Genomic DNA, 11,587 nt, shown 5'->3' on the forward strand with positions numbered 1-11,587 from the left:
TGAATTTCACGCGATCTCGCCCGGCGCTTTACGACGGCCAGTGCGCAGCACTCCAAAGAGACCATGTCTCCTTTTAGGCGTTGTGCTTGCGGTACTCGAAGACCTGGTCGATGATGCCGTACTCGACGGCCTCTTCAGCGGTCAGGATCTTGTCACGGTCGGTGTCCTTGCGGATCTGCTCTGCAGTGCGACCGGAGTGGCGAGCCAACGTCTCCTCCATCAGCTTGCGCATGCGCTCGATTTCGTTCGCCTGAATCTCCAGGTCGGAAACCTGGCCCTGGATACCCTGGGTAGCCGGCTGGTGAATGAGCACGCGCGCATTCGGCAGAGCTGCACGCTTACCCGGTGCACCCGCAGCGAGCAGCACGGCTGCCGCGGAGGCAGCCTGGCCCAGGCACACGGTCTGCACGTCGGGACGCACGTACTGCATCGTGTCGTAGATGGCCATCAGCGAGGTGAAGGAGCCGCCTGGGGAATTGATGTACATCGTGATGTCACGATCCGGGTCCAGGCCCTCAAGCACCAGCAACTGCGCCATGATGTCGTTAGCGGCGGTGTCATCGACCTGGGAGCCGAGGAAGATAATGCGCTCTTCGAAGAGCTTGTTGTACGGGTTGGATTCCTTAGCACCAAAGCTGGAGTGCTCCACGAAAGAAGGAAGCACGTAGCGCGACTGCGGCATCTGCATATTGTTCATCTCCATGTTGATTAAATCGCCTCTAATTATTCGCTACTGTCCGCTTTTAGCGTGCGGTGTCCTTGAGGGCGGTCACGACGTGGTCAACCAGGCCGTATTCCTTTGCCTCAGCTGCGGTAAACCAGCGGTCGCGGTCCGAGTCTTCCTCAATGCGCTCGACCGGCTGACCGGTGTGCTGCGCAATCAGACGAGCCATCTCCTTCTTGGTGGCAGCGAACTGCTCAGCCTGAATGGTGATGTCGGATGCGGTACCGCCAATACCGGCAGATGGCTGGTGCATCATAATGCGGGCGTGCGGCAGTGCGTAACGCTTGCCCTTAGCACCTGCGGCGAGCAGGAACTGGCCCATGGAAGCTGCCAAGCCCATGCCGTAGGTAGCCACGTCGCACGGAACAAACTGCATGGTGTCGTAAATGGCCATGCCGGCGGTGACGGAGCCGCCCGGGGAGTTAATGTACAGCGAGATATCCGCCTCCGGGTCCTCAGCTGCCAGGAGCAGCATCTGACCGCAGAGCTTGTTGGCAATCTCGTCGTCGACCTGCTCACCCAGCCAAATAATGCGCTCCTTGAGCAGCTTGTCGAAAACTGTGTTCGTCGACATCTGGGCGTTATCGCTCATCTGTGTACTCCTTCTTCGTACGTGTGCGAGTTTGTCGTTCACTAGAGGGTAACGAAAAGGGCCGTCCCTTTGTTTCAGGAACGGCCCTTGTTCGCTATAAGCGTTGCAACATAAGGAATGCGTCGCGCTAACGGCGGGGCTTACTCAGCCGAGTTGTCCTCAGCCTTGTCGGACTCAGCCTTCTCAGCCTCAGCTTCGACCTCACCGAAGTACTCGTTCAGATCGATTTCGTTGCCCTCGGTATCCTTGGCGGAAGCCTTCAGAATCGAGGTGGCCAGAGCCTTGCCGCGGCGAACGTCTGCAAACAGGTTGCCGAGCTGGCCGGACTGCTGAATCTGCTGGATGAACTGGTTCGGATCCATGCCGTAGGACTGAGCAGTGAACAGGATGTGGTCGGTGAGCTCCTGCTGGGAAACATCCGGCTGGATCTCTTCAGCCAGTGCGTCCAGGAACAGCTGGGTGCGGACAGCTTCCTCAGCGGACTTCTTGGAGTCCTCGTCGAACTGCTCGCGGGTGGTGCCCTGAGCCTCCAGCATGGAGTTCAGAACCTTCTCGTCGCCGCCGAACTGCCCCAGCAGCTGCTGCAGCTGGCCCTCGACCTGCTCCTTGACAACACCCTCCGGCAGAGCGATGGTGGTCTGCTCCATAGCGGCAGCCAAAACCTTGTCGCGAACCTGCTGAGCCTGCTCACCCTTCTTGGTGTTCTCGACCTGGCGGGCCAGGTCTTCCTTCAGCTCGTCGATGGTGTCGAACTCGGAAGCCATCTGAGCGAAGTCGTCGTCAGCTTCCGGCAGCTCGCGGACCTTGACGGACTGAACGGTAACGGTGACCTGAGCGTCCTCGCCCTCGTGCTCGCCAGCAACCAGCTTGGTGGTGAACTCCTTGGACTCGCCCTGGGACAGGCCAACAACAGCGTCATCCAGGCCGTCAATCAGGTCGTCGGAGCCAACCTGGTAGGACAGCCCCTCGGTCGAAGCCTCTTCCAGCTCTTCGCCGTCGATGGTGGCGGACAGGTCGATGGAGACGAAGTCGTCCTTCTCGACTGCGCGCTCGACGCCGGTCAGGGTGCCGAAGCGAGCGAGCAGGTTCTGCAGCTCAGCCTCAACAGCTTCCTCGTCGGCGACCAGCGGGTCAACCTCAACTGCGATGTCCTCGAACTTCGGCAGCTCAATCTCCGGGCGGACGTCAACCTCAGCGGTGAACTCAACGAGCTCGCCATCTTCCAGCTTGGTGATGTCAACCTCAGGTTGACCGATAACCTTCAGGTCCTCCTCGCGAACGACCTCGTCGTAGCGGGACGGAACCATGTCGTTGAGCACCTGCTCCAGGATTGGGCCGCGGCCGAAGCGGGCCTCAATCAGCTTTGCCGGGGCCTTGCCCTTACGGAAGCCCGGAATCTGGACCTGCTGAGCCAGTGCCTTGTAGGCATTGTCGAACTCTGGCTTCAGCTCATCAAACGGGACCTCGACGGTAATCTTCACTCGGGTCTCATTGAGCTTCTCAACGGAAGACTTCACTGGTGCACTCTCCTGCAACTCGATGATTAATTCATAGACCACGGGAGTGCCCGTGATACTGGTCGGGGTAGCGGGATTTGAACCCACGGCCTTCCGCTCCCAAAGCGGACGCGCTACCAAGCTGCGCCATACCCCGTATGCGTCATTCGAAACCTAGCAGAAACCCCTTTGGAGCATCTGCACCGGGGCCCTCATAGTCGCGAAATCGCGTTTCCATAACGGACCCGTATAGATTTACCTGACGATTAATGAAATCACAAAACCACGCGTTCAACCAGGCTAATGCTCTGTCTGAAAACGCTTTACGACGCCATCGAGAGCCAACCTGCCAACTACTACTGGTTTCATGAAATCCATGCATATCACCGGGCGTTTGCATCACCTCGGCACTGCTTTTGGCGGCCTCGTTTGCTGCAAACACTCCATTCGTCGGCCGACCCTCCAAAGAAGCCGCCTAAAACGACTGCCCCTTTGTTGAGTCGTGTGACAGTGTAATCAACGGCTATACGCCTGTTTCACATACCCCACGTTGCTTTAGTTTCATTTTCTGTTTTTCCCGGCCACAGCCACTTTTCTTTAAAGCCTTCGAGAAAAACCTGGCATCGATTTTTGTATGTGCGCTTTAACGGGTTAATATGCCTTGTACCAAGACACAGTCTGGTGGAGGCGATTGCGCATCTAAGCCGGATTTCTGTCTATGGGGATGTCGTATAGTGGCTAATACCTCAGCCTTCCAAGCTGAAGACGCGGGTTCGATTCCCGTCATCCCCTCCATGTGAAAGCACCCTCCGGCCAGCGTCGGAGGGTGTTCTTCTTTTTGACGGGATCCGTCCCGAAATCCGTCACAGGCATGTCACGACCGCGTGCGCGCGTCACGGTTTCATACAGCGTCGGTAACAAGTCGGTGGCACTGTCATGTCGGGTCTTTTGCCGTCGTCACGCACAACTAGTCCCGGCGGCATGAATCCTCGCATCATCGACAAGGACACCGGCGTCGAGCTGTGGACCGTCGCCGAATGCGCGGAGTTCACCGGTACCGCGCGCGGCACGTTCACCAGCTATGCGGGCCGTGGCAAAGCGCCGGTGCCGGCGGCGAAGCTCCACGGGCTGAACCCGCGGAACTCCGACGACGTGCGCGAGTGGCAGAAAGGCCACGAGGCGAAGGGCAAGTAGCCGGCCCAATCTCGGACCGGTCAGCCCGGCATGACCGGTCAGCCCAAGTAGTGGGCGGCGACGACGTTGGCGATCTCGTCGGCGTCGTTGTGGGCGACGAGCACGCCGTGGCCGTGGCCCGGCAGCTCGATGAGCTCGCCGCCCATGACCGCCTGCATCGCGCGGCCGCCCGTGCCGGTCACCGCCGCATCGCGGTCGTAGTGGAGCAGCAGCGGCTTCGACTCGAGGGCGTCGCCGCTGAGTTCCACGGCAGCGCCCTGCCCCGGCCAGCCGAGGCATAGCTGCCCCGACGACAGCGCATCGGCGTTGAGGCGGAAGATGTCGCCGCCGGTGAACTGGTCGAGGTACGTGCGGGGAATGCGGGACGGGTCGGCGGCGGTGACGTTGTCGTTGCAGATGATCGCCCGCTCGATGGTTCCCATCGCCTCGGTCTGCGCCATCATGTCTTCCGGGGTCACGCCCTCGGGTAGTTCGGGGGTCTCCACCTCGCCGGTGACCACGGCGTCGGCGACGTCGGGCCACATGCTCTCCGAGTACGTCGCCGCGAAGGTCTGCTGCAGCAGCACCGACTGATTGCCGGCGCCGGGGCGCATCAGGTTCGCCGCGAAGGAATGGCTGCGCCACGCGACGGGCAGAACGCCGTCGGCCAGCTGCATGAACGCCTCCGGGTCGTCGGCGAAGGCGGCGGGCACGTCGCCCACCTGCGTCGGCGGCGGGTAGACCTGACCCGGCGCGCCAACCTCCTCGTTGATGCGCTGCGACCAGCGCGCGTACACCTGCAGGGCGGTGGTGCCCAGGCCGTACTCGTCGTCACGGTCGGCGATCCACTGGAACATCGCGTTGAGAGCCTCGCGGCGCCACGGCTCGCGCGAGTCTCCGAGCCGAAAGTAACGGTCGGCAGGATCGACCGAGGAATCCAGCACCATCCGGCCCGTCTTGTCCGGGAACAGGGTCGCGTACGTGCTCATCAGATCCGTGCCGTAGGACAGGCCGTAGAGGTGCATGACGTCCTGGCCGAGCACGTCGCGGACATGGTTGAGATCGCGAGCGGTGTTCTCCGTGGTGATGGTCGCCGCGTATCCCGGTTCGTTGGCTTCGCAGGAGGCGTACATCGCGCCGACCTGCCCGGAGAGCAGACCCGTCATCGGGATGTCCGCCACGTTGCAGTTCAGCGGGGTGCCCCAGGCCAGGCCGCGCGGCTCGACGGCGATGAGGTCGAAGTGCTCCCGGACGGCGGTCGGCATCCTCACGGCCTCGTCGGAGAACATTCCCAACGCGTCGCCGCCGGGGCCGCCCGGATTGCCTGCGATGACGCCACGGCGCTCCCCCGTCGCCGGAACCCGGCTGACAGTGAGGGAAATCGTCGCGCCCTCCGGGTCGGAATAATCACGTGGCACGTCGATGTCCGCGCACACGGTGCCCGGCGCGGTCATCGCCGCGGTCGGGCACGCGCCCCAGTCCAACCCGCCGAGATCGGCCGGACCGGCGGAGCCGCCGGCCGACGCCTGCGGCACCGACAGCAACGTGCCCGCCAGCGCGAGCGCCGTGACCGGGGCCAACGCCCTGCGGACGAAGGACGTCCGGGACGACGGGGCCGCTGAGACTCGGCTCGCGGACCGGGCCTCGGCACCGGTCTCCACAGAGGAGACGGCGGGGGACGCTGCGCCGAATGCGGCGGGGGACAACTTCTTCGTGGGGCGCACGGGGATAAACACCTTTCATCGACTGCAACGAACGGTATCAAACCGTAACGCCGACCGCACGCCGTTCAAGGCACGAAGATTAGGGCACCGGCCGCACGCTGTTCAACGCACGGAGATCAGGGCACGGACCGCACCCGGTACACCAGCACCGCACCGACGGCGGTGAGCGCGCCCGCGAAAACGTACAGGCCGGGGTACCCGCCGAGGTTCGCCAACGCGAAGGCGGCGAGCACCGGGGCGGCCATGTTCGGGCCGGCGACGGCGAGGTTCATGACGCCCACGTCACGCCCGCGCTCATCGGCCTTGGGCAGCACCTGGTTGATCAGGGCCTGATCGACGGCCATGAACACGCCCCACGACAGACCCAACAGCACCGCCGCGCCGACGACCATGGCGAAGCTCCCGGCGAACGCCATGATCGCGCAGGCCCCGGCGACGCCCATCGACGACAACGCCACGAACACCCGGCGCTTGCCCATCTTGTCGGACACTTTGCCCGACAGGATCGCGGTGACGATGACGCACAGGGCATACGCGCCGGTGAGGACGAGCACGCCGGCATCCGGATCGGGGTGGCCGATGTGATCGCGCAGGTAATAGAACAGGTAGAACAACGCGACCGAGTTGCCCGTGGTCACCAGGAACCGGGCGATGAACACCCACGTGAAGTCGCGGTAGAGCCCTCCGGGCACCTCGGCGACGGCGGGCACCACGGCGTCAGCGTCCCCGCCGGCGTCGTCAAGCACCGGAGATGCGGCCGCCTGCGACCGCACCCGGGACACGTCGCGGAAGCCCGGCAGGAACTGGCCGATGAGCACCAGCAGCAGCGCCGCGGTGACGATGTACGCCAGCCCCAGGTCGAACACCGTGGCCACGACGGTGCCCAGCACCACGCCGAGGGTGTACGTCAGCCCCAGCACACCCGAGACCACGCCGTACTGATTGTCCGGCACCGTATCCGGCGCCACCGCCTGGGCCGCGTTGATTGACGCCGCGATGGCCAGCTGGAACACCGCCCACCCGATGGTCAACGCCATGAAGCCCGGCGCGGCGCCCAGGAACACCAGCGACCCGGCCGCCGCCAGCCCGCCGAAGAGGATCCACGGGGCGCGGCGGCCCCAGCGCGTGTCCGTGCGGTCCGACAACCACCCGGCCAGCGGATGCCCGATGATGGAGAAGAACCCGCCGACCGCCATGAGGAGCGCGAACTTCTCCTCCTTCTCCCCCGGATGCCAGATGAGGATCTGCTGCGCCAACAACAGCTGCGTCGGCGCTGCCCACGAGATGTTCTGCCCCAGGTACAGCAGGCCGTACCGCACGATCCAGCCGGTGGTCACCGGCGTGCGCTGGGCGGGGTCGGCGGTGAAACGCCCGACGTCGGAGATGGCGCGTTCGGAGGAGCCGGCGTGTTCGGAGGAGCTCATCCCTGCACCCCATCCGGCTCCGGCGGCTGCGCCCGCACGTTGGGGTCGGTGTGTTCGTCCGCGACGGGGTAACGACGGCCTGCGGTGTAGCGCCGGTGCAGCTCCGGGGTGATCCGCCCGGTGCGGGCCAGCTCGGCCAGCAGGTGGCCCGACGGCTTCATCGTCCGTTCCTGCGTCTCGTAGTCCAGGTGGACGATGCCGAATCGCGGCTCTTCGCCGTCGGCCCATTCCCAGTTGTCCACGAAGCACCAGTGGTACCAGCGCTCGATGGGCACGTCCGACTCGGCGATGGCCCGCAGGTGCTCCAGGATGAACCGCGGCCGGAACGACTCCAGCCTGCGGTCGGCAGCCCCGGCGTCCGGGTTGGCGTAGTCCCCGGCCGGATTCGGCTTTTCGACGCCCGCGTCCACGCCACCGACCGACAGCTCCAGATCGCCGAGATCGCAGGTGCCGTTTTCGGTGATCCAGACCGGTCCGCCGAAACGCTCGTTCAGGTCGCGGGCGCATTCGACCAGGCCCTCGGGGTGGATTTCCCACCCGAGGTCGTTGACCGGAGCCCCGACGAAGGTGCCGTCGTCGAACTTGTCGACGGCCGTGCGCGAGTAGTAGTTCAGGCCCAGGAAGTCGTGGTGGCGGCCCGACGGCAACCCGCGGCCGACCTTCGCCCCGCCCAGCAGCGGATGGAACTTCCCCGCCAGATGCGCGTCGGCGACGATGTCCTGGAACAGATGCCGATTGATCCGCGCCAGGCCGCGGTGGATGGGGTTGCGCGGATTGCGCGGCGCGAACGCCCGTGCGTGGTGGGCGATGCCGACCTTCGCCCGATCCCCCTGGATGCCGTGGATGACCTCGTAACCGCGGATGTGGGACACCGCCATGTTGCGCAGCACGGCCATCGTGTCGCCCCACGAGCGGTTGCCCGGCGGGCCCGAGCGGAACATGTGCGCCTGGGTGGCGTACACGTTCGGCTCGTTGACGGTGATCCACTCGTCGACGAGGTCGTCGAGCGCCCGCACGGTCGTCTCCGCATAGCGCAGGAAAGCCGCCGGCGATTCATCGGAGGTGAAGCCGCCGCGCCGAGCGAACCAGAGCGGATTGACGAAGTGATGGAGCGTCACCAGCGGACGAATCCCCTTGTCCCGCAGGTCGGCAATCTCCTCACGGTAGCGATCCAGCACCGCATGGTCGAACTCCCCCGGCCGCGGTTCGATACGCGCCCACTCCACGCCGATGCGAGCGATGGGCAGACCCAGCGACGCCATGAGCTCGTTGTCCTCCCGCCACCGGTTCCAGTGGTCGGTGGCGCGCAGCGGGGTCGAACCATCGGCGATGTTGCCGGGCTCGCGGGCCCAATCGAACCAGTCGTTGTTCTCGTCACCGCCCCTCGATCTGCCCGGCGGCCGACGCCGTGCCGATCAGCAGACCCCGCAGATCGACGTCGTGATGCAACGGCTTCGCGAGCGGCGACGTGCGCGGCTGAGGATGGAGAGTTCGGTCATTGGCAGGCACATTGGTTGACATGCCGACATCCTATGTCACACATCACGCCTAGTTTTTGGTTTTCCAACAAAATGTTATGGGTTTCGCGCGTCGACGGGGTCGTCGTAAAGCAACCGAGTAGAGCAACCGGATCGTTCGCGAAAAATCCGCTCCCCCTGGAACGAATCGGAGCCCCGGCCCGTTGTTGACGATGTCCCCCCAAAAAAATCAAAAATCACGTTAGGAACCCCACTTGTCAGCCTTCTAAGCTGAAGACGCGGGTTCGATTCCCGTCATCCCCTCCACGCAACCGGGCGCATTGCTCCCGGTTTTTACTTTCTGAGCCGACGTCCGGGGACCAGAAATTCTTCTGACCTCTGTTCAGGATCCAGTGCTACGGGTACTCTGGGCACCATGAAGCCCACCATTATCGATGCCGATACTGGACACGAACTATGGACCGCGGTCGAATGCGCTGCTTTTTCCGGCACCGCACGTGGCACTTTCACCAGCTACGCTGGCCGCAAGAAGGCTCCTGAACCCGTCGCGAAGCTTCATGGGTTGACCCTGTGGGATTCCGAAGAAGTTCGCGCATGGCACGCCAATCGGAAGAGCCGCACCAAGAGCACCGACTCCGCCGAATCATAGATACCTACCCATACCCAATCATTTCCTGGTTCCCGAGCTACATCTGTCGGACAGATATGTAAGCTCGGGAACTTTTTTCGCTCTACATGCGTTATCTCAAGTAATTACAAGCAGTACCCGCAATTTCCTTTTTGGAGGCCTAGCCCATGGGGGCTTTAATTCTGATCGCGATCACCGTCGGCGGCGCAATTATCATCGCGTCGATGGCTCAAAACCGTTCAAACAGGGCCTTTGATGCTCGCCAGAACAATCAATTGGAAGACGCCGTCGCAGACGCCCGCCGATGGATTGAGCGACTGGGCTCACAGGTATTGAACCTGGCTGGCACCGATTCGGCTTCCACGCAGGCTCTTGCTGACGCATCCGAGCGCTACAATGCCGCTTCCTCGCAGATTTCTACTGCGCGCACCCCGGCACAGGCGCGAATGGCCCGCGAATCGGCGCTGGAGGGTCTGCACTACATCAATGCGGCTCGCGAAATTATGGGCCTGCCGGCGGGGCCGACACTGCCACCGCTGGAGGGTCAGAAGGCCGCTGGTTCTGTGACCGAAACTCGCACCATTGAGCACGAAGGCCACTCGGTTACCGCCTCTCCATACGCCACCCCGGAAACTCCGAACTACTACCCCGGTGGTCGTGTCGCTGGCCGTCCGGTTCCGGCCGGTTGGTACTCCGAGCCCTGGTGGAAGTCCGCGCTCCGCACCGGTGTCTGGACCGCAGGCTCGATGCTGCTGTTCTCTACTCTCTTCCACGGTATGGCCGGCGTTGCCTACGGCGCTGATGAGTTCGCCAGCGGCATGGGCACCGGCGCCGACGACTTCGGCGGCACCGAGGACTTTGGTTCCGATGACTTCGGTGGAGACGATTTCGGTGGCGATGACCTTGGCGGCGGCGACTTCGGTGGGGGTGCCGCTGATGCTGGTGACGCAGGCGACGGTGGCGGCTTCTTCGACGGCCTCTTCGGCGGCGGCGATGGTGGCAGCGACGGTGGCGGGTTCTTCGACGGCGGATTCGACGGCTTCGATATTTAGGAAAAGCCCGGCGCCGCTATTTCGCTCGATTCGCAAAAGGATCGACAGTGCCGTCTGTCTGGGGCCGATACTCAATTTTTCTGGCGGCAAGTCTCCCAGCTTCCTCGCCAAGGATGCTGCTAATTAAAGCAACAGCCATATCCATACCTGCTGCAACTCCTGATGAGCTCCACCGATTACCGTCTTCAACCCATCGGGCTTCTTTCACCCACGTCACTTCGTTTCCGAACGAGGTAGCCCAATTAAAAGCCAACTTATTACTAGTTGCTCGCTTTCCTTCAAGTAGCCCAGCCGCAGCTAGCAGTGCCGACCCCGTGCAGACCGATGCCACTAACCGCGCCCGGGACCCGATGTGCTTAAGCCAGTCCAAAAACTCTGCATCCTCAACTAGTGTTCTGCTCCCTGCTCCACCGGGCACCAGGAGAATATCGACTGCCTCGAGTTCAGCGGTGCAGCGCGTGGCGATAACCTCCGCCCCCTGAGCGCTGGTTATCGAACCGGCAATGTCGGCGACATATTCGACCTCAATCTCTGGGACATGACCAAAAAGGCCAACCGGCCCAAAAACGTCTAAGAGTTCGAACCCGGGGAACAGTACAACAGTTACTCGGCGGTGTGCTTCCGGATTTGCCATAGGCCAATTCCTACTCCGCCTAAGCACACGATAGGGGCTGTTTCCAGAATATTCTGGAAACAGCCCCTATCCTTTCCTATACCTATCCCCCAGATGGAGAACAGTGGCCTCTTAAGCCTTCGGCAGCTCCGGGGCGACGCCAGTGTTTTCGTACTCTGCAAGAATGTCGATGCGGCGCTGGTGGCGCTCCTCCTCGCTCCACGGCTGGGAAACGAAAGCATCGACGATGGCCAGGGCCTCCTCCTCAGAGTGCATACGACCGCCGAGGCCAATCAGCTGAGCATTGTTGTGCTCGCGGGCAAGCTTTGCGGTCTCCACCGACCAAGCCAGCGCACAACGAGCGCCCTTGACCTTGTTAGCAGCGATCTGCTCGCCGTTACCGGAACCGCCGAGCACGATGCCCAGGCTGCCCGGATCGGCGACGGTACGGGAAGCCGCCTCAATGCAGAATGCTGGGTAGTCATCTGCAGGGTCGTAAGTGTGAGCGCCGCAGTCAACGACGTCGTGGCCAGCCTTCTCCAGGTGGGCCTTAATCAGGTTCTTCATTTCAAAACCGGCGTGGTCTGCACCAAGGTAAATACGCATGGCAGCAAGTTTAGCGGTTCCCACGGATTCCACGGCGTCTGCACCCGTTTTAGGTAGTGCTTGACGACGTCCCCCTG

Annotated in this window: 12 protein-coding genes and 2 tRNA genes; 4 read left to right on the top strand and 10 right to left on the bottom strand. The window is 62.9% G+C overall.

All coding sequences use genetic code 11. The features are described 5' to 3' along the window. Nucleotides 1-73: 73 nt before the first annotated feature. The 4 genes from HMPREF3042_RS10210 to HMPREF3042_RS10225 form a co-directional block, all read right to left on the bottom strand. Nucleotides 74-697 carry an ATP-dependent Clp protease proteolytic subunit gene (locus HMPREF3042_RS10210; protein ID WP_369707172.1) on the bottom strand — a complete coding sequence of 208 codons (624 nt, stop codon included), beginning with the start codon at nucleotides 695-697 and terminating at the stop codon, nucleotides 74-76. A 46-nt stretch (nucleotides 698-743) separates the two neighbouring features. Continuing rightward, complete coding sequence (locus tag HMPREF3042_RS10215) at nucleotides 744-1,316, bottom strand: ATP-dependent Clp protease proteolytic subunit (RefSeq protein ID WP_016422302.1); 573 nt, start codon at nucleotides 1,314-1,316, stop codon at nucleotides 744-746. Between the two features lie 140 nt (nucleotides 1,317-1,456). Next, nucleotides 1,457-2,920 (bottom strand): trigger factor, encoded by a 1,464-nt coding sequence (tig, locus tag HMPREF3042_RS10220; protein WP_126107931.1) that lies wholly within the window; start codon nucleotides 2,918-2,920, stop codon nucleotides 1,457-1,459. Next, nucleotides 2,893-2,969: transfer RNA gene (locus HMPREF3042_RS10225), tRNA-Pro, on the bottom strand. Before HMPREF3042_RS10225 ends, tig begins: the two co-directional genes overlap by 28 nt. A gap of 563 nt (nucleotides 2,970-3,532) precedes the next feature. Between HMPREF3042_RS10225 and HMPREF3042_RS10230 the strand changes: the two genes are divergently transcribed. Both HMPREF3042_RS10230 and HMPREF3042_RS10235 read left to right on the top strand, forming a co-directional pair. Beyond that, a tRNA-Gly gene (locus HMPREF3042_RS10230) sits at nucleotides 3,533-3,607 on the top strand. 186 nt (nucleotides 3,608-3,793) lie between these two features. Beyond that, nucleotides 3,794-4,006, top strand: a complete 213-nt coding sequence (locus tag HMPREF3042_RS10235; RefSeq protein WP_048735147.1) for a hypothetical protein — start codon at nucleotides 3,794-3,796, stop codon at nucleotides 4,004-4,006. Nucleotides 4,007-4,044: 38 nt separating this feature from the next. Here the strand turns inward: HMPREF3042_RS10235 and HMPREF3042_RS10240 are convergent, their stop codons facing one another. The 4 genes from HMPREF3042_RS10240 to HMPREF3042_RS11035 all read right to left on the bottom strand — a co-directional run bounded on the left by HMPREF3042_RS10240 (nucleotide 4,045) and on the right by HMPREF3042_RS11035 (nucleotide 8,654). After that, a complete protein-coding gene (locus HMPREF3042_RS10240) occupies nucleotides 4,045-5,565 on the bottom strand; it encodes an alpha/beta fold hydrolase (protein WP_141764803.1) in 1,521 nt (506 codons plus the stop codon). A 260-nt stretch (nucleotides 5,566-5,825) separates the two neighbouring features. Continuing rightward, nucleotides 5,826-7,133, bottom strand: a complete 1,308-nt coding sequence (locus tag HMPREF3042_RS10245) for an MFS transporter (protein ID WP_016422298.1) — start codon at nucleotides 7,131-7,133, stop codon at nucleotides 5,826-5,828. Continuing rightward, on the bottom strand, nucleotides 7,130-8,464 hold the full coding sequence (locus HMPREF3042_RS10250; protein ID WP_242458658.1) for a glycoside hydrolase family 1 protein: 1,335 nt from the start codon (nucleotides 8,462-8,464) through the stop codon (nucleotides 7,130-7,132). The genes HMPREF3042_RS10245 and HMPREF3042_RS10250 overlap by 4 nt, the downstream gene beginning before the upstream one ends. Before the next feature lie 43 nt (nucleotides 8,465-8,507). Further along, entirely contained in the window at nucleotides 8,508-8,654 is a 147-nt protein-coding gene (locus tag HMPREF3042_RS11035) for a hypothetical protein (protein ID WP_242451370.1), read from the bottom strand. Between the two features lie 372 nt (nucleotides 8,655-9,026). On the opposite strand from HMPREF3042_RS11035, the gene HMPREF3042_RS10255 reads away from it, so the two are divergent. Both HMPREF3042_RS10255 and HMPREF3042_RS10260 read left to right on the top strand, forming a co-directional pair. Further along, the gene (locus HMPREF3042_RS10255; RefSeq protein WP_048734899.1) at nucleotides 9,027-9,260 is read left to right on the top strand and encodes a hypothetical protein; all 234 of its coding nucleotides are present in this window, start codon (nucleotides 9,027-9,029) and stop codon (nucleotides 9,258-9,260) included. Between the two features lie 146 nt (nucleotides 9,261-9,406). Next, nucleotides 9,407-10,291: a hypothetical protein gene (locus HMPREF3042_RS10260; RefSeq protein ID WP_070566880.1), complete on the top strand. Its 885-nt coding sequence runs from the start codon at nucleotides 9,407-9,409 to the stop codon at nucleotides 10,289-10,291. A 16-nt stretch (nucleotides 10,292-10,307) separates the two neighbouring features. On the opposite strand, the gene HMPREF3042_RS10265 is transcribed toward HMPREF3042_RS10260, so the two are convergent. After that, on the bottom strand, nucleotides 10,308-10,925 hold the full coding sequence (locus HMPREF3042_RS10265) for a DJ-1/PfpI family protein (RefSeq protein ID WP_070653411.1): 618 nt from the start codon (nucleotides 10,923-10,925) through the stop codon (nucleotides 10,308-10,310). A 111-nt stretch (nucleotides 10,926-11,036) separates the two neighbouring features. Continuing rightward, nucleotides 11,037-11,510 carry a ribose-5-phosphate isomerase gene (locus HMPREF3042_RS10270; RefSeq protein WP_070857118.1) on the bottom strand — a complete coding sequence of 158 codons (474 nt, stop codon included), beginning with the start codon at nucleotides 11,508-11,510 and terminating at the stop codon, nucleotides 11,037-11,039. Between the last annotated feature and the right edge of the window lie 77 nt (nucleotides 11,511-11,587).

The sequence above is a fragment of the Corynebacterium sp. HMSC074C05 genome, assembly GCF_001838325.1.
GTDB lineage: Bacteria > Actinomycetota > Actinomycetes > Mycobacteriales > Mycobacteriaceae > Corynebacterium > Corynebacterium amycolatum.